Annotated in this window: 17 protein-coding genes; 7 read left to right on the top strand and 10 right to left on the bottom strand. The window is 43.1% G+C overall.

Annotated elements, in window-relative coordinates; genetic code table 11:
- Positions 1–80: 80 nt before the first annotated feature.
- The 7 genes from L1D31_RS07240 to L1D31_RS07270 all read right to left on the bottom strand — a co-directional run bounded on the left by L1D31_RS07240 (position 81) and on the right by L1D31_RS07270 (position 12,272).
- Positions 81–4,922: an NAD-glutamate dehydrogenase gene (locus L1D31_RS07240; RefSeq protein ID WP_239836423.1), complete on the bottom strand. Its 4,842-nt coding sequence runs from the start codon at positions 4,920–4,922 to the stop codon at positions 81–83.
- A gap of 188 nt (positions 4,923–5,110) precedes the next feature.
- Complete coding sequence (locus L1D31_RS07245) at positions 5,111–5,329, bottom strand: DUF2835 domain-containing protein (protein ID WP_239836424.1); 219 nt, start codon at positions 5,327–5,329, stop codon at positions 5,111–5,113.
- 97 nt (positions 5,330–5,426) lie between these two features.
- On the bottom strand, positions 5,427–8,033 hold the full coding sequence (gene pepN, locus L1D31_RS07250; protein WP_239836425.1) for an aminopeptidase N: 2,607 nt from the start codon (positions 8,031–8,033) through the stop codon (positions 5,427–5,429).
- A 225-nt stretch (positions 8,034–8,258) separates the two neighbouring features.
- Positions 8,259–8,921, bottom strand: a complete 663-nt coding sequence (locus L1D31_RS07255; protein ID WP_239836426.1) for a hypothetical protein — start codon at positions 8,919–8,921, stop codon at positions 8,259–8,261.
- A gap of 137 nt (positions 8,922–9,058) precedes the next feature.
- Positions 9,059–11,053 (bottom strand): carboxy terminal-processing peptidase, encoded by a 1,995-nt coding sequence (gene prc / locus L1D31_RS07260; RefSeq protein WP_239836427.1) that lies wholly within the window; start codon positions 11,051–11,053, stop codon positions 9,059–9,061.
- A 17-nt stretch (positions 11,054–11,070) separates the two neighbouring features.
- Positions 11,071–11,700: an RNA chaperone ProQ gene (proQ, locus tag L1D31_RS07265; protein ID WP_239836428.1), complete on the bottom strand. Its 630-nt coding sequence runs from the start codon at positions 11,698–11,700 to the stop codon at positions 11,071–11,073.
- A gap of 98 nt (positions 11,701–11,798) precedes the next feature.
- Positions 11,799–12,272: a GAF domain-containing protein gene (locus L1D31_RS07270; protein WP_239836429.1), complete on the bottom strand. Its 474-nt coding sequence runs from the start codon at positions 12,270–12,272 to the stop codon at positions 11,799–11,801.
- Positions 12,273–12,360: 88 nt separating this feature from the next.
- Between L1D31_RS07270 and L1D31_RS07275 the strand changes: the two genes are divergently transcribed.
- The 4 genes from L1D31_RS07275 (at position 12,361) to rsmF (ending at position 19,606) form a co-directional block, all read left to right on the top strand.
- On the top strand, positions 12,361–14,157 hold the full coding sequence (locus L1D31_RS07275) for an ABC transporter ATP-binding protein (protein WP_239836430.1): 1,797 nt from the start codon (positions 12,361–12,363) through the stop codon (positions 14,155–14,157).
- Between the two features lie 33 nt (positions 14,158–14,190).
- Complete coding sequence (locus L1D31_RS07280) at positions 14,191–15,465, top strand: paraquat-inducible protein A (RefSeq protein WP_239836431.1); 1,275 nt, start codon at positions 14,191–14,193, stop codon at positions 15,463–15,465.
- Positions 15,458–18,091: an MlaD family protein gene (locus L1D31_RS07285; RefSeq protein WP_239836432.1), complete on the top strand. Its 2,634-nt coding sequence runs from the start codon at positions 15,458–15,460 to the stop codon at positions 18,089–18,091. The genes L1D31_RS07280 and L1D31_RS07285 overlap by 8 nt, the downstream gene beginning before the upstream one ends.
- 93 nt (positions 18,092–18,184) lie before the next feature.
- Complete coding sequence (gene rsmF / locus L1D31_RS07290) at positions 18,185–19,606, top strand: 16S rRNA (cytosine(1407)-C(5))-methyltransferase RsmF (RefSeq protein ID WP_239836433.1); 1,422 nt, start codon at positions 18,185–18,187, stop codon at positions 19,604–19,606.
- Between the two features lie 169 nt (positions 19,607–19,775).
- Here rsmF and L1D31_RS07295 read toward each other — a convergent pair whose 3' ends face one another.
- Positions 19,776–20,612, bottom strand: a complete 837-nt coding sequence (locus L1D31_RS07295; protein WP_239836434.1) for a S1-like domain-containing RNA-binding protein — start codon at positions 20,610–20,612, stop codon at positions 19,776–19,778.
- An 89-nt stretch (positions 20,613–20,701) separates the two neighbouring features.
- Between L1D31_RS07295 and L1D31_RS07300 the strand changes: the two genes are divergently transcribed.
- Positions 20,702–22,087 (top strand): hypothetical protein, encoded by a 1,386-nt coding sequence (locus tag L1D31_RS07300; protein ID WP_239836435.1) that lies wholly within the window; start codon positions 20,702–20,704, stop codon positions 22,085–22,087.
- Here L1D31_RS07300 and L1D31_RS07305 read toward each other — a convergent pair.
- Positions 22,056–22,535 carry a DUF4442 domain-containing protein gene (locus L1D31_RS07305; protein ID WP_239836436.1) on the bottom strand — a complete coding sequence of 160 codons (480 nt, stop codon included), beginning with the start codon at positions 22,533–22,535 and terminating at the stop codon, positions 22,056–22,058. The two genes, L1D31_RS07300 and L1D31_RS07305, sit on opposite strands and share 32 nt — an antisense overlap.
- Positions 22,536–22,651: 116 nt before the next feature.
- Positions 22,652–23,539: a putative PEP-binding protein gene (locus tag L1D31_RS07310; protein ID WP_239836437.1), complete on the bottom strand. Its 888-nt coding sequence runs from the start codon at positions 23,537–23,539 to the stop codon at positions 22,652–22,654.
- A 209-nt stretch (positions 23,540–23,748) separates the two neighbouring features.
- Here L1D31_RS07310 and L1D31_RS07315 point away from each other — a divergent pair, with 209 nt between their 5' ends.
- Both L1D31_RS07315 and L1D31_RS07320 read left to right on the top strand, forming a co-directional pair.
- Positions 23,749–24,801, top strand: a complete 1,053-nt coding sequence (locus tag L1D31_RS07315) for a 3-deoxy-7-phosphoheptulonate synthase (RefSeq protein WP_239836894.1) — start codon at positions 23,749–23,751, stop codon at positions 24,799–24,801.
- A 17-nt stretch (positions 24,802–24,818) separates the two neighbouring features.
- The gene (locus tag L1D31_RS07320; protein ID WP_239836438.1) at positions 24,819–25,304 is read left to right on the top strand and encodes a YajQ family cyclic di-GMP-binding protein; all 486 of its coding nucleotides are present in this window, start codon (positions 24,819–24,821) and stop codon (positions 25,302–25,304) included.
- Positions 25,305–25,341 lie beyond the last annotated feature (37 nt).

A 25,341-nucleotide genomic window follows, 5' to 3' on the forward strand; every position in this document is an offset into this window, starting at 1 on the left:
CTCCGATAGAAAAAAGCCCCGTATAAACGGGGCTGTATTATTGACTGTTTTACCGAATAATTCAACGAAATATGTGTTGATTACTCGTTAGCCGAACAGTTTAAGTTAAGCAGCATCAATTCACGTAAAGCAACGGAGAACTTGGCAAATTCATGCACCGAGCCAACTTTAAACTCATTAAGGATATTCTCCCAACGATGAAGGGAGACTTCATTATTGGCAATCCAATCATCCAGTGCTTTCATCACATCAAGATCTTCCGGTGCACAACTGCAACTCAGAACTTGACCGGTCAACTGGCGTTGCTGCCAGTCTAGATCTTCACGGAAAGCTGCTCTTGCTAGCGCTTGCCAATGATTGTCTACTGCCTGCCCGTTGATCTGTTTCAAGAACCAATGCAGAGACAAACGATCGCCCAAGTTGTAGTACAGCTTAGCGCTCTGCTCGACTGATTTGCCTTTTTCTCTAGCCACTGTGGAAATATCCAGTACTGAGTATAAACTAGACAAGCGAGAAACATAGTTGGCAATCTCTGGACTGATACCTTGTTCAATCCATGCTTGTGCCATTTCATTATGCTCTTCCACTTCTGATGGAACCAGCATATCGTCAAGCTTGGCTTTGATCGTTTCTACATCGCCTTGATAAAGTTCGATCAATGCTTTCACACATTGACGGCCAGTGCGGTTACGTAACAGCCAGCGAGACAGTCGACGTAAAGTCCGACGAACATAAAACATCATATCGTACTGAGCTTCTGTTGAAGCTTGGTTATCTAGTTCGCGCAGTGATTTGAGTACATCACCTAAACCAAAAATTTCGCGAGAAGCTGCATAGGCATTAGCAATATCTACAACGTGAGCACCTGTCTCTTCTTGTAGACGTGTCACGTAGTTACAACCCATTTCGTTAACCATCTGGTTCGCAAGCGCTGTTGCAATAATCTCAGCACGTAGAGGATGGTTGTCCATTTGTTGAGAGTAGTTACGGCGTAACTCAGTAGGGAAATAATTAACTAGCTGCTGAGCATGATAATCATCGTTTGCGATATCATCATGGACTAACTCTTCTTTCAGAACCATCTTGCCATAAGCGACCAAGACGGAGAGTTCTGGTCGAGTTAATGCTTTGCCCAGCTTTTCTCGCTCCAGTAAGGTTTCATCATCAGGGATATACTCAAGCGCACGATCAAGGTGCCCCGCTTTTTCTAAATCGTGAATAAAGCGAATCTGCTCTTTGACTAGAGAAGTACCCTGCTGTTCAGTTACTGAAATAGACTCAGATTGGCAATATGCATCATCAAGTACGATTTCACCGACTTCATCTTCCATCGATTCGAGAATCTTATTACGCTGCTTGACTGTAAGATCACCATTAGCAACAAGACCATTTAAGAAGATCTTAATGTTAACTTCGTTATCCGAACAATCTACACCACCAACGTTATCGACAAAGTCTGTATTTACGCGACCACCGGTCAATGCATACTCGATACGACCTAACTGAGTCATACCCAAGTTACCGCCTTCACCGACCACTTTTGCGCGCAGGTCACGCCCATCGATACGTAAAACATCGTTAGCACGATCACCAACATCAGTGTGAGTTTCGCTTGATGCTTTCACATAAGTTCCGATACCACCGTTCCATAAAAGATCGACTTTCATTTTCAGTAGCATCTTAATGAGCTCATTTGGTGCCAAAGAAGCTTTCTTGGTGCCAATCATTTTTTGAATTTCTGGCGTTAGTGTAATCGACTTCGCACGACGAGAGAAAATACCACCGCCTTTAGAAATCAGCTTCGCATCGTAATCTTCCCAACTTGAGCGAGGCAATTTGAACAAGCGCTCACGCTCTTTCCAACTCTTCGCTGAATCCGGATTTGGGTCAATGAAGATGTGCATGTGGTTAAACGCTGCTTGAAGACGGATATGCTTAGATAGGAGCATACCGTTACCAAATACGTCACCAGCCATATCGCCGACACCAATCACGGTAAAGTCTGTGGTCTGACAATCAATCCCCATTTCACGGAAATGACGTTTTACAGACTCCCAACCACCTTTTGCCGTGATGCCCATGGCTTTATGGTCATAACCGTTAGAGCCGCCAGAAGCAAACGCATCTCCAAGCCAGAAGTTATATTCATCGGAGACTGAGTTTGCTAAATCAGAGAATGTTGCTGTGCCTTTATCTGCAGCAACCACTAGATATGGATCATCTTCATCATGACGAACCACGCTCTTAGGTGGAACCACTTCCCCTTCGATAATGTTGTCTGACACATCTAGAAGTGCACGAATGAAGCGTTTGTAACAACGCTGGCCTTCTGCGAAAATCTCGTCACGACCACTCAACGTATGCTGACGCTTACAAACAAAGCCACCTTTTGCACCGACTGGCACAATAACGGTATTCTTTACTTGCTGCGCTTTTACTAAGCCGAGGATTTCTGTACGAAAATCTTCCTGACGGTCTGACCAACGTAGACCACCACGAGCTACCTTGCCACCACGTAGATGAACACCTTCGATATCCGGTGCATATACAAAGATCTCAAATGCAGGTACTGGCTGCGGGATCTCCGGAATATCACTCGGCTTCATCTTCAACGATAGCCAAGGTTTATTCTGCTTATTTGCGTCTAGCTGATAATAGTTAGTACGCAACGTTGCAGTGATCATTTCTACATAGCGACGGATGATACGATCATCATCCAAGCTTTCTACATGATCAAGTTGCTCCGTGATCTTTCTCGTCAGTTCAGTCTGACCTTTCTGGCTGCCCTTAAATTTAGGATCAAAACGCTTAGCAAATAATTCAACCAAACCTTTCGCTAGTTCTGGGTAATGGCTTAGCGTTTCTTCAATATATTGTTGACTGAACGGGAAACCGACCTGGCGCATGTAACGCGCGTAGGCACGAAGAATCGAAATTTCACGCCCCGTCAATGAAGCACCAAGTACTAGGCGGTTGAAACCATCGCTCTCCAGTTCACCAGCCCAAATTGCGGCAAACGCCTGTTGGAAACGATCACGAGCTTCACGAAGATCAACTGTCTTTTCACTCTTATGAAGCATTGAGAAGTCGAGGATCCAATACACCTGACCGTTCGCTTTACGAACCTCATAAGGTGACTCACCAATAACTCGTAGACCCAAGTTTTCTAACATTGGCATCACATCGGATAGATGAATAGGCTCATCACGATGATAAAGCTTCAGACGAACTGACTTTGAATCTGAACCCAATTCTTGTGGGCGATAGAAGAGCATGCCTAGTTTATTGTCATCACTCAATGCCTCAAGGCGTTCGATATCTGCAACCGCAGAACCTGGCATAACATCTTCTTTATATGAGCGAGGGAATGCACGTAGATACTCTTTCGATAAAGGCAGACCTTTACTTTCACCTAAGTTCGCTACAATCGCGTCTGATAGGCGATCATCCCAAGTTGAAGATGCTTCCATTAAGTTTTGCTCAATCATTTTTACGTCTACATCCATGTTGTTGTTATCAACACGAACAATGTAATGAGTTCTGGCTAGTGGGCTTTCAGAGAAATAAGTTGTGAATTCTACTTCTTTATCGCAGCCAAAATATTGTTTTAATATTCGCTGAGTCTGACGACGAAGCTCTGTGTTATAACGATCTTTCGTTACGTAGACCATGCAACTGAAGAAGCGACCAAACGGGTCTTTGCGAACAAATAAACGAAGCATGTCACGATCTTGCATCTGCACTACGCCCATGCCCACTTCAAGAAGTTCTTCTTCGTTGGCTTGAAGCAGTTCATCACGCGGATAGTTTTCTAAGATGTTGTGCAGTGCTTTATAGGAGTATGAACCTACGCGGTAGCCACTTGCGGCTAGGATACGTTCTACTTTTTCGCGGATTAATGGGATGCTTTCCACACTTTGATTGTAGACAGCTGAAGTGTAAAGACCCGTAAAGCGATGCTCACCGATGACTTTGCCATCTTTATCAAATTTCTTGATACCGATGTAGTCCGTATATGCCGGACGGTGAATTCGCGAAGGCGTATTGCCTTTAGTCATGATCAACAAAAACGGCTTTTTCGCTTCTAAGCGTGCCGAATCTGGAAAGTCAGAAAGCTTAACGCTGCGGACACGATCGCGATTCGCAAACAGCCCCAGCCCTTTATCAGCCGTTGGACGAAGCTCTGTATCACCATCCACATTGACCAAGTCATATTCTTTGTAGCCCATAAAGGTGAAGTTATGATCGCCTAACCAGCGTAAGAACTTAATCGTTTCCTCATAACGATCACGTTCGACATCAACTTTGCCTTCATGCGCTTCAACTTGGTTCGTTACTTCTTCCAGTTTCTCGACCATCAACAACCAATCTTGCACCACTAGAGCGGTATCCGTCAGGATTTTCAAAAGCTCTTCTTTTAGCGAGCTCATCATCTCCTTCGCACTTAAGCGGTCAACTTCAATATGGAACAGTGACTGAAGAACACCTTCTCCTTCGTTGATACTTATGATCTCACCTTTTTTATTGCGTTCAATTTGTGTAGGGCCATGAAGCATAAGGTGGGAAGCTAAATCTAAACGGCTAAGCGCCATTTTTACCGAATCAACAAGGAATGGACTATCGGGAACGACGATTTCTACAATGGTGTGTGTGGATTGCCATCCTTGACGGCTTACGGTCGGGTTAAAAACTCGAACCGATACATCATCTGCTTTTTTCTCATTAATATGGTGCCAAAGGCTGACTACAGCGCCATACAAATCAGATTCGTTTCGTTCGACTAGATCGTCTTGAGATATGTTATTGAATAAATGCTGAGCAAGTTGAGTGACTAGGGGTTGATGAGCAAGCTCGAGTTTGTCTTGAATCAGTTTGTAGACCTTTTCAAGCAGAACCGGCATCAGAGTTTCACGCGCGGTCATAATCACACTCCACAATTAGAATTGTATATATATTTGGGGGATGTTGTAAGCATAGTGCTTAACACGGGTAATGCCGCTTTATTGTAAAAGCTTTATTGATAAATAGTTAATTCTTTTAGGTGTGGTAGGAGGTGAAATGTTCGATAATGTGACTAAGGCACTATTTAAACTCCTATAAAATCAGTTGCTCACAGAACTTCTAACTTAATAAACTTGTTATTTTGGTCAGTTGTTAAACGAAAGCGCCCTTTAAGGCCGATTTGACTAAGAAAAGGTCTGAACCTCGATGCAGGCAATTGTAAGCGTAAACCATTATCAGTTATCACTAAAACGTTGCTTGCAGCTCCACTGTAATGAGCTAGAAAAGATTGATAAGAGATGTTGAGTGAAAAGTAGTAGTGATTCATTTGTGTTGATTAAAAAAGTAACGGTTTGTTCACACTCACAAAATAACTGTATAAATAAACAGTAGCGCTGTGTGGCGCTACTGTTTCTATTAAAGCCCTAGGATTCTAGTGCTTTATTGAGCTTTTCAAACAGGTCTTTTGCTAAGTTATCCATTGACTTGAGTGCTTCAAGCTCTGCTTTAATTAGCGCTTGGCGCTCTTCATCGTATTTACGAAACTTAAGCAATGGATCAATCAGGCGCGAAGCGACTTGCGGGTTACTGCTGTTCAGCTCTTTTAGAATCTCACCCGTGAACTTGTAGCCCTCACCGGACTTAGCGTGGAACCGCACTGGGTTCATATTCAGGAAAGATCCAACGAGGCTACGAGTTCGGTTCGGGTTTTTCAAACTGAACGCTTCATGACTCATCGTGTCCTTGATGACTTCCAGCACATTTTCCGCTGGGTTTGAACCCTGTAAAGCAAACCATTTATCCATGACCAAGCCATCATGCTTCCACTTATTGCTGTAATCAGCCATTAATTTTTCACGGCATTCAAGTTGGGCACTGTTCGCCGCGCTCATCGCTGCAATCGTATCTGTCATATTGTTGGCTTCAGAATACTGTTTTTCAGTTAATCTGTTGCCTTGATCTGTATACGCAAGATACGCCAAAGCTGTATTTCGCAAAGAGCGCTTGCCGATTGCATCGTGATCAATCGTATATTCTGACTGCGTCAAGCTGTGATAAAGCGCGCCAAACTCATCTTCTAGCTCGAAAGCAAGCTTCATTTTGATGGATTTAAGCACTTTAGCAACAGCGTCTACATCAACCTGCTTGTACCAACCGGATACTTCATTGTGGTTTGGCAATGCCATCATCTCAGCAATAAATGCTGGTTCAAGCTTGTCTGATAGTAAGACACCTCGGAAGGCATCAATTAGCGCTGGAGACAGTTCAACATCTTGACCGTTTTGCACTGCTTCAACGTTACTACGAATGTATTTTGCTAACAGCATTTGACCAGCGTCCCAACGAGCAAATTCGTTACGCGCATGCACCATCAGGAAAATCAGTTCTTCATCGCTGTAATCGTACTCCAGAACAACTGGTGCAGAGAACTCACGTAGCAAGGACGGTACTGGTTGCTCAGATACGTTTTCGAACACGAAGGTTTGCTCAGCTTCGGTAACGTTAAGAACATTATCGACTTTTTCACCGTTACATTGTAACTCAATGACATCACCGTTTTCCGCATACAACTCAACATCAAATGGAATATGAAGCGGCTGCTTTTCTTGCTGCTCATGAGTCGGTTCAGTGTGCTGAGAAACAGTAAGCGAATACGTTTGTGCCGCTGAATCATATTCACTTGTGACGGATAGCGTTGGTGTACCTGATTGGCTGTACCATAAGCGGAATTGTTTCAGATCGACACCTGATGCATCTTCCATAGCCGCGACAAAATCTTCACAGGTTGCCGCAGTACCATCGTGCCGCTCAAAGTAAAGCTTCATACCTTTCTGGAAGGCTTCCTCTCCCAGCAGTGTGTGCATCATTCGGATAACTTCACTACCCTTTTCGTATACCGTTAAAGTATAGAAGTTGTTCATTTCTATAACTTTTTCAGGGCGAATTGGATGTGACATAGGGCTCGCATCTTCCGCGAATTGTGGGCCACGGATAATTCGTACGTTGTTAATACGATTCACCGCTCTAGAACCCAAATCAGAAGAAAATTCCTGATCACGGAAAACCGTTAAGCCCTCTTTTAAACTCAATTGGAACCAGTCCCGGCACGTCACTCGGTTACCCGTCCAGTTGTGAAAGTACTCGTGACCAATGACTGCTTCAATACCTAGGTAGTCAGTATCTGTTGCCGTTTGCTCATTTGCCAAAACAAATTTAGAGTTAAAGATGTTCAGGCCTTTGTTTTCCATTGCCCCCATGTTGAAGAAGTCAACGGCAACAATCATGTAGATATCTAGGTCATACTCAAGCCCAAAACGTTCTTCATCCCACTTCATTGAGTTAATAAGAGACGTCATTGCATGAGGGGCACGATCCAGATTGCCTTTATCAACAAAGATCTCCAACTCAACATTACGACCTGATTTTGTTACGTACCTATCACGAAGAACGTCAAAGTCTCCGGCTACCAATGCGAACAAATAGGCTGGCTTAGGATGAGGATCCTGCCACTGAACCCAGTGACGACCGCCTTCCAGTTCACCTTCATCAATACGGTTACCATTGCTTAACAAGAATGGGTACTCGGATTTATCCGCGATGACTTTGGTGGTGTATTTAGCCAAAACGTCAGGACGATCCATGTAGTAAGTGATACGACGGAAACCTTCCGCTTCACATTGCGTACAAAATGCACCACCAGACTTATATAATCCTTCCAGAGCGGTATTCTCTTCTGGATTAATCTCAGTAACAATTTTTAGTTCGAATTCTTCAGGTAAAGCAGAGATCTCCAATGCACCTTCAAGCTCTTCAAATCGAGCCCAAGCTTCACCATTAACGAAAATACTCACTAGCTTGAGACTTTCGCCATCAAGGCGAAGCGTGCTTTGATCTTTCATTTGTTTAACTTGAGAAACCGCCGTGACTATAGTTGCGGTATCATGAAGCTCAAAGGTTAAATCAATGTCGGAAATAGTGTGTGATGGAGAGGTATAATCTTTACGGTATTTGGCTTGAGGTGTTTGAGCCATGTCGAAATCCTTCTGACTAGATGTAATACATTGTGAACTGCTCTACAAGAGCACTTGGTGAGTATGTTGTTATTTAAAAACACTGCTACTTTCTTTTCAGCTAGCTTAACCTCAGAAAATTAAAAAAACGAGGTATTATGTCTAAATACCTCGCTTTTCAGCTGCTGTGGTTAGTATTTTCAAATTATACGTCTAAATAATCACCATCTTTTAATGCTTGTTATATCATCTGACTCGATTCAAAACAGCATAAAGTGCACCTTCTTCCATCTCTAATGTCAAAATATCACTGTTCAAGCTGTATCTCGTTTCATGCTCACCATTTTCATACAGTAAAACTAAATGCTCACCTTCTGTGTAATAAACACCTTTATGGATTGCTTCATCACCTTCTTCATTGCTGACTCTAAACATGAACACAAAATCTGGCTGCAAAATAAGATCCATACGTTGCACTTCGCTTGCAATCATTTCATGCCCACTTAGCTGAGCACTAGACCACATACCGGCAAGTGAATTAGATAAAGCTTTTGTGAAAACCACGCCATTAAGGTTAAGCATATTATGGTTACTGCTGTAATTGTATATTTGCGGCTCAGACGTGTTTAAACCAAGAATTATCGTATCTTCATTTGCCGCATAAAGCCCCTCCCAATGATCCACAGAGTAATCGCGCTTTTGAATATCAATTTGGAAACTGTAGTTGGAGTCGAGACTAAGTTTGATTGCTAAGAAATTTTCTTCTGATTGTTCTGGGGTTGGGTTCACAAGGTACCAATCCCCAAGTAAGAATGGTTGATCGAATTGAGTCAAATCGCTGTTATCTCTGGTTTCGCTTGCGAACACAGAAACACTTATACAAGTCAGTAGAATTCCAATCCATCTCATATCGCATCCCTCACTCTTTTCTATAAGCTTAGGTGCGGAAATCTGAATAAGCGAAATTTTTTGATCTATATCACGTTAATTATTTAAATAAAAAAAGCGAGCTAATTGGTAGCTCGCTTTTATTTCAAATATTTCAATTACTTAATCATATCAACCATGATAGCTATCGACTCATCCAAGTATGCATCTGGAGCTTCATAATCTTTTGGCACGTCATCAAGAGATTTAAATGGTTTCTCTCCATGAGCAGTTTGCCTTAAATTAATACGAGCCAAGCGATCGTCATCCGCTTTATCACTTTCATCCTTACGAACTTTCTCGTTAAGAGACAAAGTATTATCGTCTTTTTCCGCTTTGTATTTAGAAATATCCTCAGAAATAAACTGGAATTCTAAATCCTTAGCTATTCTTGCCTGATGCTGAGCATCTAGTTTTTTGATTAATTTAGCGTTACGCTGTAACACTTCATATTTAGCCTTATCAATACTATCCCAAGGCAGCGCATTGTCCTCAACGCTTTCACCCGTATCATTTGGTTCGATCGGGGTTGGGAACGCAATATCGGGTGCAACACCTTTGTTCTGAGTACTTCCACCATCGATGCGATAAAACTTTTGAATCGTGTACTGTACATAACCCAGCTCTTTATCAAATAGATCATAAATATGATTTAAAGAGCGATGCTGTTGAACAGTCCCTTTACCAAATGAGTTTTCACCAAGAACGATTGCTCGGCCATAGTCTTGCATTGCAGCAGCAAAAATTTCTGAAGCCGATGCACTGTATCGATTAATAAGAACTGTCATAGGGCCGTCATAACTGATTTTACCATCAGTGTCACTATTCACATTGACACGCCCGTAACTGTCGCGAACTTGCACCACTGGCCCACTGGTAATAAAAAGGCCGGATAAAGCCGTCGCTTCCGTCAGTGCTCCACCACCATTGTTACGAAGATCAACAATGATACCGTCAACACCTTTACCTTTCAGTTCTGTAATCAACTTATCTGTGTCTTTCGCAAGGCCAACATAAAAGCTTGGTACTTCTAGTATACCAATCTTCTTACCATCTTTTTCAACCACCTCAGACTTTACAGCGCGGTCTTCAAGTCGGATTTTATCTCGAATAATGGTAATGACTTCCGCGTTAGCATCTTTACCTTCAGGCAAGATTTGCAGATACACTTTAGTGCCCTTCGGCCCTTTGATTAGTTGAACAACATCATCCAACCTCCAGCCTATAACATCAACGATACCTTCGCCATCCTGACCAACACCGATGATACGATCACCTTCAGCCAATTGTTTGCTCTTGGATGCTGGGCCGCCAACAACTAATGAACGAATAACAGTGTAATCATCTGTCATTTGAAGAACCGCGCCAATACCTTCTAGAGACAAATTCATCTCTGTTTGGAACTGCTCAGCATTTCGAGGAGAAAGGTAACTGGTGTGTGGGTCCACTTCTCGAGCAAACGCATTCATATACAGTTGGAATGCATCCTCATTATGAGTTTGGCTGAGGCGCTTGAGTGCGTTGTTATAACGTTTGCCTAAAACGTCTTTAATTTCATCCCAGTTTTTACCGGTTAGCTTGAGATTCAACGCATCATATTTAACACGTTTTCTCCATAGTTCATTAAGCTCTGCTGTATCTTTCGGCCAAGCCGCTTCACTACGATCAAGCTCAATACTTTCATCTGTATCAAACTTCATTTCGTTATCAAGTAGAGACAACGCATAGACAAACCTTTCGTAGCGACGTTTCATCGACAAGTTATAGATGTCAAAAGCGATTTGGTTATTACCTGACTTTAGTTGGTCATCAATATCCAAAGCTACCTTATTGAATGAATCGATGTCAGCTTGAGTGAATACATTTCTGTTGAAATCAAGAGATTCAATATAGCGCTGAAATATCGCTTGAGAAAACTGATCGTTGAGAGTGAAGTGTTTGTAATGGGAGCGAGTGAAACGTGAGGTAACACGTTTACTTGCAGTTGCATGTTGATCTTCGGGAGTTAAGACAGGTAAGTCTTCGAGGTTAATTTTCGCTTCAAGAGCGCTTGCTGAAGAAGCTGCCAGCCAGAGGCTAGCAGCAATCAGCGACAATTTTGAACGGCATTTCATGCGTAGGAGTATCTCCTTTATGCGCGCAGGTGCTCCGCTTTAACAACCATTTGCAGGCCGTTAGACAGTTGAACACGCACATCTTCCTTATTAATTTCAACGATAGTCGCAGCCATGTTTCCTTTGCCCATATTTACGTTTACTTGATTACCGATCGTCATTTCGTCAGCGTTCAAAGCACGCGTTTCTACTGGTTTGTTGGCTTTCTGTGTTTTATTTTGCTGTGGGCGACGGCTCTGTGGCTTTTTATTCGCCGGTTTAGCTTTCGCTTTACCTTCTTCACGAGCTTTTTGAGCTTGCTCTTTACGACGAGCTTGCACTTTTGCTTTGCTTTCAGCTAGTGCTGTTTTCGCGTGTTCAACATGCTCTTCTTCTAGCTCACCCGCTGGATTGCCATCTAGATCAACACGAGTCGCCCCCGGTTTGACACCGTGTAGGTAACGCCATGATGAAGTGTACTGTCTTAACGCTGCACGAAGCTGAGTTTTACTCACCTTAGGATCGTCACTTAGACGTTCCGCAAGATCTTGAAAAATACCAATTTTAAGTGGTTTTGCTTCACCTTCTAAAGTAAAGCACTTAGGGAAACATTCAGCAATATAGGCAATAACTTCTTTGCTGTTTTTTAACTTTTCAGTGTTTTCCATGAGGAGTCCTGGTTAGTGCGGTCTGTCCGCGAGCATTAAGATAAATATTTCAGGTATTATAGTGACCTGCAAGCGAAAAACCACACTCAATCTGGAAATTATGCACTGATAGCGTGTGAATTAAGCAGCTTTTCCACTTCGCTCATCAAAAAAGTCAAACCTTCTTCATCTGTTTCACTAAATCGGCCGACTTTCGGACTATCAATATCCAGAACACCTACAATATTACCGTTAATGCTAAATGGAATGACGATCTCAGAATTACTCGCCGCATCACACGCAATATGGCCTTCAAACTCATGCACATCATGAATTCTCTGGACAGTATTCGTTGCAACAGCAGTACCGCACACCCCACGACCCACAGGAATTCTTACGCACGCAGGTTTACCTTGAAATGGCCCAAGGACCAGTTCCCCTTCTTTCATTAGATAAAAGCCCACCCAATTAAGTTCCTCAAGCTCCATGTTCAAAAGAGCACTTAAATTAGATAAGTTGGCGATAAGGTCTTTTTCCGATTCTAAAAGTGCGACAGCTTGCTTGGTTAAGCGGTGGTAATGTTCTATTTTCATACTGACTTCCATTTGAAAATGAGAGACTTCCATCATGAATCAACGTACAATCTTCCGTAAATTATAAATAGTAAGCATTCTCATTATAATGTCTGATAACCCCAACACTATTAGCCGTTCTTGGCTAATAACTCAAGTAAAACAACACAAGTCGAAGCTTGTTCTCGCTAATATTATCGCGTTGATAGCCACTCTTGTGAGTGTCCCTATCCCGCTTTTGATGCCTTTAATGGTTGATGAAGTTCTTCTAAACCAGCCTGCAACCGGCCTCGAGTTGATGAATAAAGTGTTACCTGTTTCAATGCACACTCCAACAGGTTATATCTTCTTGACACTACTTCTCGTCATTCTCATGCGCACCGTCAGCCAAGGACTGAATATTCTTCAGGGGCGACAGTTTACGTTAATTTCCAAGACCATCACTTATCAAATGCGAAGTAAAATGATTGATAAGTTGGGGCGTATTAGTATCAGACAATACGAAACTCGTGGTAGTGGTGGCATTAATGCTCACTTAATCACCGATGTGGAAACCATCGATCAATTTATTGGGACGACTCTAAGCAAGTTTCTTATCAGCTTACTTACAGTTATCGGCACCGCTGGTGTATTGCTTTGGTTGGAATGGCGCCTTGGGCTATTTATTCTTCTAGTCAACCCTATTGTTATCTACTTCTCTCGCAAACTCGGCAGTAAAGTTAAGCATCTTAAAAAAAGGGAAAACCAGTCCTTCGAGCGCTTCCAAAACCGGCTGGTCGAGACCTTAGACGGTATTTATCAACTACGAGCAGCTAATCGCGAGCGTGAGTTTCTCGGCGAGTTAAAGCAGCAGGCAAACCAAGTTCGCCTTGATGCGGATAAATACGCATGGCAATCAGAAGCAGCTGGTCGAGTTTCTTTCTTGCTATTCCTCTTGGGCTTTGAACTTTTTCGCGCAGTAGCCATGTTAATGGTCCTGTTTAGTGATTTAACCATCGGACAGATTTTTGCCGTCTTTGGCTACCTTTGGTTTATGCTTAGCCCGGTACAGGAGCTACTCGGTATTCAGTTTTCTTGGTATAGCGCAAAAGCTGCAATGGCCCGTATTAATGCTCTCCTTGATTTAGAAGAAGAGCATCGCCCTATCAGCAAAACCAACCCATTCACTGAAGATAGAGAAGTGGATGTTAGAATCGAAAACGTTGACTTTTCTTACAATGAAGAGAGCCGAGTCCTCAATAATTTGAGTCTTAGTATTCCCGCAGGGAAAAAAGTGGCATTAGTTGGTGCAAGCGGTGGTGGAAAATCGACACTAATTCAGTTGCTCATTGGTGTTTATCGCCAAGACTCAGGCATCATACGATTCAATGGTGAGACAACCGATGATATCAGTTTTGATGTAATTCGTGATCAAATTGCTGTTGTATTACAACAACCTATACTATTCAACGACAGTTTAAGGCATAATTTGACACTCGGTTCCGACTACGATGATCTACAACTATGGCGTGCTCTTGATATCGCACAGATGCAAGATGTCATTAGCCAGTTAAGTGATGGCTTAGATACTCAAGTGGGCCGAAATGGCATTCGTTTATCAGGCGGACAAAGGCAGCGCCTAGCAATCGCTCGTATGATTTTAAGCGATTCTAAGTTTGTCATTCTGGATGAAGCGACTTCTGCTTTAGACACCGCTACCGAGGCAGCACTGCACAAAGCGCTGACAGAGTTTTTGAATGGGCGCACAACCTTGATTGTGGCGCATCGACTCTCGGCAGTAAAACAGGCTGATTTGATCTACGTTTTAGAAGATGGACAAGTTACACAGGCAGGAACGCATGTTGAGTTGGTTGAACAAGAAGGATTATACCAGACGCTTTATGGAAGCGTTCAATCGCACGCCTAAAACCCTGACTGTATGCCATTTAAGGAGGGCGTTATGAGCCCTCCGCAAAAGCTTGCACCGCACTTATCTGAAACGTCTCATATTAGGTTATGCCATGGCTGCGAGTTGCCTATTGATACCGTTGCAGTCGCTCGAGGCAAAAGCGCATTCTGCCCTCGTTGTGGTAGTCAGCTATATAGGGGGGGAACACCTTCTCTATCTGGCAATTTAGCCATCGCAATAACCTGCTTGTTGTTGTTTATCCCCTCTCACTTCTTTGACTTTATTAGCATTCGCTTGTTCGGAGTAATGATTCCAGCGACGCTACCTTCAGGTGTCGTCACATTATTCAATGAAGGGTTTATTTTCCTATCGGTCTTGATTATTTTCTGTAGCTCAATCGCCCCGTTGCTTGTGAGCGGCTCCGTATTAACTGCTCATCTTGCATTAAAACGTCGTGACTTCCAATTGCTCAAACATTCCCTTTATTTGATCCAACATCTTAAAAATTGGGTCATGATCGATGTCTTTCTTGTTAGTGTCGCTATTTCATGTTTCAAACTTCAAGATTATTCCGATATTTATGTTGGTGTAGGCTTATATGGCTTAGTCCTATTGCAAGTCGCCACCGTTATGCTGGTAACTCGTGTTAGTGTTCGACATTATTGGGAAGCGTATGAATCAGAGTTTTCATACCAATTCAAAGAGAAGCAGCTGCACTGTCACCATTGTCACCTATCTCAGCCGGAAGGCTTAGAATGTGTTCGTTGCCATAAACCAATCTATCATCGAAAGCCGCATTCAATACCACTGACATGGTCCTATTTAGTTGCCGCTACCATTGCTATTTTCCCTGCCAACCTCATCCCAATTTCTATCTTAATTACGAATGGCCAACGATTGGAAGACACGATTTTTTCCGGTGTGGCATCACTTGTGAAGAATGGAATGCCAGGCATTGCTGTCATTATATTCGTAGCCAGCATTGTCGTACCTGTAGCAAAAATCATCGGTTTGGCCTATTTATTGTTAGCTATCCAATTAAAACGTAAAGTGTTTCACCGCCAACGAATGACTATTTATTTTGTTATTAAGTGGATTGGACGTTGGTCTATGATGGACCTGTTTGTGATATCCATTATGATGACATTGGTGGATCGTGGTCAGATTCTAGATTTTACCCCTGGATATGGGGCTGTCGCATTTGGAATCGTTGTTGTACTGACTATGCTAGCTGCTGAAAGTATTGATCCCAGGTTACTCTGGGACAATTACTCTGATCCGGCAAAAAATAACTCAGAGAAAAAAGAAGAGCCTTTAAATGACTAATTCATCTTCTAATCAACCTTCTTACTCACCAGATATCAAGCGTAACAAGGGGATATCGCCTTTATGGCTTTTACCTGTTTTAACCATGGTTTTAGCAGGATGGTTAGTAGTTAAGGCAATTAATGATGCGGGTCAGCGAATTCAAATCTATTTCTCTGATGCTCAAGGGCTAGTGGCGGGTAGAACAACGATTCGCTACCAAGGCCTAGAAGTGGGAATGGTGCGTGATATCAACCTCTCCGAAAATTTAGAAAGTATCTATGTCGACGCGGATATTTATCCTGAAGCCACTAAGTTGCTATCAAAAGAAACACGCTTCTGGATGGTGAAGCCCACGGCAAGTCTCTCAGGTATTTCCGGGTTAGATGCTTTGGTCTCCGGTAACTATATTGCTATCCAACCAAGTGATAACTCTTCTGAACCAGAAACCAAATTTACCGCACTGGAACGCGCGCCTTCAGATATTCTGACTCGTGAGGGGCTTAGTATTACTTTACGGGCAGAAGATCTCGGCGGTATTTCCGTCGGTTCTCAGATAGTTTATCGTAAAATCCCAATTGGTGAGGTATACAGCTATCAGCTTGATGAACACGGTAAAAATGTACTAATTCAAGCTTCTATCCGCGATGAATATCGGACAATTATCACTGATGAAAGCCGCTTTTGGAACGTCAGTGGTCTGGGTGCCAATATCGGTTTTGATGGCGTTGATGTGCGATTGGAGAGCTTGAGTGCTTTAATTGGAGGCTCTATTGCGGTTGATTCTCCAGACGGTGGCGAGCCGGTTGCAGATAATACGAGATTTAAACTTTACCCCGATCTAAAAACTGCGGGGCGAGGTATACCAATCAAAATCACACTTCCAGATGATAATCAGATCAGCCCAACTGGCGCTCCCATCATGTATAGAGGGATTGAAATTGGTCAGATTACTGATTTACAACTTAGTAATGGCCGAAAGGAAATTGTCGCCTCAGCAGCCATTCAGCCTGCTTTCTCAGACATGCTGACGAGCGGAAGTAATTTTATCCTCGAAGAAGCGAAAGTCTCTCTTTCTGGTGTAGAAAACCTAACTAACTTGGTGAAAGGCAATTTCCTCACTCTCGTGCCAGGTAAAGGCGAGCGCTCTCGTTACTTCAACGCCATTCGGAAAGAGCAGTTCAACAAGCAACAAGCTAAATCAGTCGCCATTACGTTGATTGCTGACAACTCATTTGGCTTAGGAGCCGGTGCTAATGTTCTTTATCGTGGGATCACGGTCGGTGAAGTAACTAACGTTTCCTTAATCAACGAAAAAGTGCATTTAGATGTGCTGGTGGACAAAGCTTACGCAAAGACGATTAAGTCGCAGAACCGCTTTTTTGTAACAGGCAGCGCCACCGCTGAATTGACAGAATCAGGCCTGAACATTAGCGTTCCTCCCGCCCAACAGCTTTTGACTGGTTCGATTAGCTATGTCAGTGAAGGGGATCAAGACCCTAGAGAGCAATATACTCTCTACCCAAGTAAATCGCTGGCTGAACTCGCCAAATACAACATGTCTGGTTCACAGATGATCACGCTCTTCGCTAATGAGTTGCCACCAATTAGCAAGGGAAGTCCCCTACTTTACCGCAACCTACAGGTTGGAAGTATTTCAGACTTCCACTTAGTCGACGGGGGCATCATTATTTCAGCCAGTATTGAAAACCAATACAAGCACCTTATAACAGAGCAAACGGTTTTCTGGAACCGTTCTGGCGTCGAAGTAGACGCCAGTCTTTCAGGTTTCAGTGTCAAGGCTGCACCGCTAAAATCCTTGATTCAAGGTGGCATCGCGTTTGACTCTTTACCCGGCGTCGAGAATAAACAGAATAACAAATGGCTGCTTTACCAAGATTTTAAAACGGCTAGAAAATTTGGCCATGTCATAACACTCAATGCTGAGGGCGAGAACAACATCACCAAAGGTACCGCTGTCAAATACAACGGCGTCAAAGTTGGTGAAGTGACCTTAGTCATACCTGACTTTAACCACAAACGAGTTGAGATCAAACTTCGTGTGCTTCCAGAGTATGCTGACAAATTGGCAAGAGAAAACAGCTATTTCTGGGTTGAGCAAGCTACGTTAGGCTTAGATGGCGTTAAGAACCTACAAAACCTGCTCACGCAAACGATCAATGTCACCCCAGGTTCAGGTAAGCCAGAGCACGCTTTCACTTTACACAAGGAAGAAAAAGACAGCCAAGGAGTGAGTTTCACATTACAGAGCGAATCTCGCGGCTCAGTCACCAAAGGGACTCCCGTTCTCTACAGAGAGATTGAGGTCGGTAAAGTCACCAATGTCGAACTTGGTGAGTTCGCCGATCGCGTTGTATCAACTATCTCCATCAATCCAAAATACGCTTACCTCGTCCGTCGAAACAGCGTGTTCTGGAACACTTCTGGCGTCGATGTTTCAATCGGTCTTGGTGGGGCCAACATTAAAGCGGGCACCATAGATAGCCTTGTTCGGGGCGGAATTACCTTCTCAACTCCTGAGGGTAATCAACTGCAACCCGCCGCTCAAGAAGGACAATCCTTCTTTCTTTACCCTACACCAGAAGAAAACTGGAATGCATGGCGTACAGCCATACCCAAGCCATAACGTCAGTAACCTAATAAAACGCAGCGATATCTCGCTGCGTTTTGTTTTTCTATCCGCTATAATCCCTGCCTCTTTACAAACCGAGACAGAACCTTGCATCAGAACGTCTACTTACCAGAAGAATTCTTGAAAGAGATGGAGGCTATACTTCCTGATGGCCTCTATATGGACGACTTCATCGCCGCATGCCAACGTCCACTGCGCAAAAGTATCCGCGTCAATACCCTGAAGATTTCCATTGATGATTTTACCCGACGTGCCTCTGATAAAGGTTGGCGCCTTACACCAGTCCCTTGGTGTACCGAAGGCTTTTGGATTGAGGCAGATGAATCTGACACACCTTTAGGTAACACAGCAGAGCATATGTCTGGCTTGTTCTACATTCAGGAAGCCAGCTCCATGATGCCTGCAGCTGCTCTTTTTGAAGGAAAAAACGAATTTCATCGTGTCTTGGACATGGCTGCAGCCCCAGGCTCAAAAACTACTCAAATTGCCGCAAGTATGAGAAATAATGGCGTATTAGTTGCCAATGAATTCTCGGCCAGTCGAGTCAAGGTATTACATGCAAACATTGAACGTTGCGGTGTTCGAAACACTGCATTAAGCAACTATGACGGTCGGGTCTTTGGTGGTTGGTTACCGGAACAGTTTGATGCCGTGTTGATCGATGCTCCGTGTTCTGGCGAAGGTACTGTTCGCAAAGATGCCGATGCGATGAAAAACTGGAGTAAAGAATCCGTTATTTCGATTTCTGATACACAAAAAGATTTGATAGAAAGCGCATTTCACGCTCTAAAACCAGAAGGCACGATGGTCTACTCAACATGCACCTTAAGTATTGAGGAAAACCAACATGTCTGTTTGTACTTGAAAGAAAAGTTTGGTGACCTAATTGAATTTCAGCCACTCAACTCCCTATTCCCCGGCGCCGAAAAAGCACTCACCGAGGAAGGTTTCCTGCATATTTTTCCTCAGATGTACGATTGTGAGGGATTCTTTGTAGCAAAGGTCAAAAAGCTAGGTTCAGCCGAAGCACCACAAGTCAAGAAACGCTTGGGCAAATTCCCATTTGAAAAAGCGTCTAAAAAAGTTCAGCAGGATATTAGTAAACAGCTGAACGAAAGTTTGGGGATTAAACTTCCACAAGATGCTGCAGTATGGCTACGTGATAATGATGTTTGGCTTTTCCCCAATGCATTAGAGCCCATGCTTGGAGAGTTTAGATTCTCTCGAATGGGGATAAAAATCGCCGAATCACATAAGAAAGGCTATCGCTGGCAACACCAAGTGGCAATGGCCTTAGCCTCAGGTAGTGAAGCTAACAGCATTGTATTATCCGTCGATGAGGCTCGTGAGTGGTTCATGGGCAGAGATGTCAGACCGCAAAATCAATCTGGCAAAGGCGAAGTGATCGTCAAACTTGGTAACGATGTGATTGGCTTGGGAAAATGGGTAGGAAATCGAGTGAAGAATGGCCTACCTAGAGAGTTAGTTCGAGATAAAAACCTATTCTAAATGGGTATTTTTCAGTAGAAAACTCCACATATGCCTAGCGAAACGATGATGATGTACTACACTTTAGTTAATGATAAGTCATAGAATATCAAATAGTTAGCGCAGGCTCATAAGAGCCATTCCCCTAGGCCCAAAGCAATATCTGCTTCGGGCCTTTTTTTGGACTCAATTACGAAGCGATACGAATCCCATCTTTCTCTATCGTAATTTTTCCTTGCTTATACAACCCACCAATTGTTTTCTTGAAAGTGCCTTTACTGGTACGAAATGCAGCAAAAATACTTTCCGGTGATGATTTGTCGTTCAATGGAAGAAACCCGCCTTTCTTTTCAAGGAGGTCTAGAACTTTCTGACTCAAGTCATCCATTTTAGCCACACCGACTTTCTGTAGCGATAGATCGATCTTACCGTCTTCTCTAACCGCTTTGATATAACCTTTTAGACGCTTGCCAATGAACAGCTTTCCGAACACATCAGATTTAAAGATCATTCCCCAATGTTCACCTTCCACGATCGCTTTAAAACCAAGGTCACTTCGCTCAGCAATAATGAGATCCACTTGCTGATTACGTGTATAGTTTGCTGGCGTCTTGTCCAACACTTTGTTGAACTTGGTGGTGCCAACAATTCGTCCAGAAGCTTTATCAGTATAAACGTATACAAGGACAGTTTGACCTTCGGAGAAACGCCCACGCTGCTCACTGAATGGAATCAATAGGTCTTTGCCTTTGATGCCCCAATCTGCGAAGGCACCTGTGCTATTAATTCCTTGAATATTCATCAGCCCCCACTCACCCACTTGAGCAATTGGCGTTTCTGTAGTTGCAACCAGCTGATTGTCTGAATCGAAGTATAAAAAAGCATCGATAGACTGACCGACTTCGGTACCTTCGGGAACAAATTTATTTGGTAATAAACTGGTTCCAAAATCCTCCGCATCGAGAAATACGCCAAAATCTGCTTTCTTTACTACTTCTAAGTGGTTTATCTGACCAACTTTAATCATTTCAACTGTCTCTTGCTAAATTTGCGGAGATTATACCGAAACTCTGTTATGCTTTCGCCAGATAATTATAATTTTTTCAGGAGTACTCTTTGCTCACCGTTGATAAGCAGGACGGCATCACTCTCAAGATTTCCCACGCTATGGCTTCCTCTAAGAAGTCAGATCTCGACCTCTACTTTTTCATTCCTGGCGAACTTGGCCTAACGCCCGATGTGCTTAAAGAAAGTGAGATTTACTACGAATCCATCGTACAAAAACGTGCCTACTATAGTGATAAAACACTTCTCCCGCTTGTACACAGTCGATTGGCAAAGCGTGGCCGCCTATCCTCAACTCAATATCGCGTGAGTTTGAGTTTGTTTGCTTATCAATATGTGATTGCTTTAGATAAAGCCGTGAATGAGCTTAATAAGCATAATTCCGATGTCATTACGACAGATGAAGTCGATGAAGTCATTGAGCTTGCTTTAGATATACTGAAAAAACTCAGACGAGGAATTCCTTACGAGGAAAGCCTCAAACGCTACTACGCTAACATTGATAACTACCTTTCTTGGTACACAGGTCAACGATTCATGTCGTTGATTGCGCATATGCCAAGAGACAATGATTATAAGACCATTAAAGATCGATTACTGGCGATTATTGAGAAAGAAGCCGCACACCGCAAGCTCAACAATTACAACTCTGAAAGTGTTCGTGACGATGTAACACGGCTTAGTAACAAAATGCGTTTGCTACGTCGATTGATTGAGCATCCCGTTGTATTGAAAGCAAAGACTCAATCACTCGGGAAAAACATGAAGCGTGTTGTCAAAGGCTCTGCAACCGGCTTTGTTATGGTTTTCGTCACTATTACAGCCATCCTAGCTCGTGACTACTGGGGTGAGATCACCGTTTCTTTCATCATTTTGATGTCGTTCGTTTATGCGTTACGTGAAATATTTAAAGATGATCTACGCGACGTTATGTGGCGCTGGATACGTAAAGGCAGGCCTAAATGGCGTAAATACTACTTGGACCCTACAACCAATAAAGCAGTCGGCCAAAAGCTTGAGTGGTTAGATTATAAAAATATCCTCAAGTTGCCCGATCGGATTCAATTAATCCGCAAAAAACGCGTTGTACAGCGTGAAGAACAAATCCTGCATTATCGTTCAGAAACAGAAATGTCGACGTCCAAGTTTATGAGTGGTTATGAAGAAACTCGCGAGTCCATGATGCTCAGTATGAGACCATTTATGCGTTTAATGGACAAAGGTTCAAATAAGGTTTACACACTCAATAATGGTCAAGTTAGTAAAGAGTCCGTTGAAAAGCGACATCTGATCAACCTGATCGCGAAAGAAGATAATCACAATGGCGAGCCCAACTTTTATCGATGGAAAATTGTTCTTAATCGAAACAAGATTGTGGCAATTGAACAAATGGAGGTCGATGACATCAACCACCCATTCTCTTCAATGAAAGAGTAAGTTGAAACTCTGCCATCGGCTCGTTGCCATGTAGGCTTGGGCATAGCGCAGTGATTTTGACCGGTTGGTTGATTCGTTCTCCAGTTTCTAATGCTTCATCCAACATTTGATCAATAAGCGCGCCGTCGTTGCAAACGAAATGGACATCACTTTCTGGTCGCTTCAAGAACTGTCCATCGACGGCTTTAAATGCCAGTGATACTTTATGCCCACGCTCTTGTGCTTTGCTCATTGCCATGAAACCGCCCGCCACATCAGCCCCTACAGCCAAAACACCAAAATACATACTATTTAGGTGGTTTTTTGTTTTTCGTTTGAGGGGGATTTTAATTTCAACTGACTGAGAGTCGAGTTTTAATATTGTAGGTCGGCATAGCCAGATCAATGGCACTTTGAAGAATCCGAAGAGCTTGAGATATAGATTTGCTTTGGCGATTGGAGAGAGCATTAAACTGGTCCGACATGTTATTATTTGTACGTCTAGTTCATACTGTCCAAAAGAAGATGTCAACACTTTGTTAACATCTTGCTTATGAAATTATAGCCGTATCACCTAACCGTTGGTTACAGCGTCACTACAAGTTCAATATTCGAATGCTCAACCATATAATCTTGAATTTTATGATAACTGGCTAAGCCGCTACTGATCATAACGATTGGCTTGCTACTGCTATTCGCAGCTCTAACAGACTTATCGATAAGATCGATAACCGCTTCACTTTGCGGATCAAATAGGTACTCTAATTCTTCATTAAGTCGGTCAACACCTAAGGTAAATTGAGCTAAGTTCTCTAGGTTAATGACCACACCATCAAAGTAGTGCAGTAAGCGCTCCGACATAAGAGCAGCAGAAGGGACATCAACGGTATACAGTACTTTCAAACCATTTAGCCCACGAGGTAAACCCTGCTCAGCTAATAAATCTATGATTTTTGCAGCATCTGATAGCGCTCTAACAAATGGGATGACAATATCCACTTGTACACCCTGCTGTTGCAGTGTCTTAATCACCTTACATTCGAGAGCAAAAACTGAATTGAAAGGCTCTGATGCGTAACGAGATACGCCACGAAGCCCCAAGGCAGGGTTTATCTCTGTGCTCTCTACTTTACCGCCAAGAAGAGAACCAAGTTCATAGCTATCGGCACTGCTCAATGCAACTCGGATTGACTGGTGGTTCGGTTGAATAGCTTGCAACACCTGTTCGGTTAACGTCGCTACAAAATGATCCTCAGCAGAAGCGCTGCCCAGTATCGCTTCGATAGAGTTGCGTTCCACATCATCCAAAGTCGACTTCACAGTCTTATAACATGGGTGATAGAAAATATGTTCTGAGGCTAAATCTGATAAAGAAACAAAGAGATGAGGGCTATCAGAAGTGTTTTCTGGCCCCGGCAGTGCATCGCCGATGTTCAGCTCTGAATGCAAATTGTCTGAAGTTTTAATGCTCATTACTGCTCCGTGCATTTTTACTGTGTTGTTCTACACCGAACATACCGACAGTCCTCTTCTAAAACAAGTTAAAAAGCATCTTTAGTAACAATAAGTGAATAAAATTTCACTCTAGAGTAATGAGCACTCTAAGAATGCAGATAAGAGGTTTATTCCTACTGACGTTTCCGTTATCTTTACCGCTTCGCAATAAAAGAACAGGCTGTCGTATGCCACTCAAAACCGATGAACTAAGAACTCAACCACTGGGGCCAATGCCGACTCCGGCAGAGCTTGGAAGCGCCCATCCAATTACGGAAGATGTCGCAGAACGCATAGCTGAGTCTCGCCGTCAAATTGAAAAGATTCTTGTAGGGGAAGATAACCGTCTGTTGGTGATCGTCGGCCCTTGTTCAGTCCATGACACAGAAGCAGCTCTTGATTACGCTGAGCGTCTTGCAAGTATCCAAGAACAATACAAAGACGAATTGTTTGTTGTCATGCGAACTTATTTTGAAAAGCCTCGCACCGTTGTCGGTTGGAAAGGCTTAATCACAGATCCTAATTTAGATGGGTCATACGCACTGGAAGCGGGCCTCAATAAAGCACGTAAATTGCTTTTAGATATCAACAAGCTAGGATTAGCGACTGCGACCGAGTTCCTCGACATGATCACTGGTCAATATATTGCAGATTTGATTACTTGGGGAGCCATTGGTGCACGTACTACAGAGTCACAGATTCACCGCGAAATGGCCTCTGCTTTATCCTGTCCTGTAGGCTTTAAGAACGGCACCAACGGAAACATTAAGATTGCTATCGATGCGATTCGTGCGTCCAAAGCTTCACACTACTTCTACTCACCCGATAAAAATGGCCGCATGACTGTTTATCGCACAAGTGGTAATCCATTCGGACACGTGATTCTTCGTGGTGGTGATAAAGGCCCGAATTTTGACGCTGATTCTGTTGAAGCCGCTTGTCAGCAATTAGCAGAGTTTGATCTACCTCCACGTCTGGTTGTCGATTTCAGTCATGCTAACTGCCAAAAGCAACACCGCAAGCAACTTGATGTCGCACAAAATATTTGCGAACAAATCACATCGGGTAAAAATCAGATTGCGGGTATTATGGCCGAAAGCTTTATTATCGAAGGCAATCAGCCAATGAAGGACATCAGCAACCTCAAATACGGACAGTCAATCACAGATCCGTGTTTGAGCTGGGAAGATACTGTAACTATGCTAGATATGCTGGCATCAGCAGTAAGATCACGCGGTTAAAGAAAGGAAATTGAGCAATGCCATCTTTTGATATTATATCTGAAATCGATACGGTTGAACTTCGTAACGCAGTAGATAACGCATCTCGTGAATTGTCTACTCGCTTTGACTTCCGTGGTGTTGAAGCGTCATTCGAAATACAGAAAGATGAATCGGTACGCTTAAATGCGGAAGGTGACTTCCAACTAAAGCAAATGCGCGATATTTTACGTTCACATTTAACCAAGCGTGGTGTTGACGTTAATGCAATGGAAGCAAAAGCGGAAGAAGCGTCAGGCAAAAACTGGCATCAAATTGTTGTTTTCAAACAAGGTATTGATACCCCGACAGCAAAAAAAGTGGTTAAAGCGATTAAGGATGCCAAGCTGAAAGTGCAAGCGTCAATTCAAGGTGAGAAGGTTCGAGTCACTGGCAAAAAACGTGATGATCTCCAGTCAACCATCGCCATGATTCGCGAAGCCGACCTCGGCCAACCGTTCCAGTACGACAATTTTCGTGACTAACTTTTTTATTCATAATCCTCACAGAGCCCGCTAACGG

The sequence above is a fragment of the Vibrio sp. Isolate23 genome (assembly GCF_022398095.1).
Classification (GTDB): Bacteria; Pseudomonadota; Gammaproteobacteria; order Enterobacterales; family Vibrionaceae; genus Vibrio; species Vibrio coralliilyticus_A.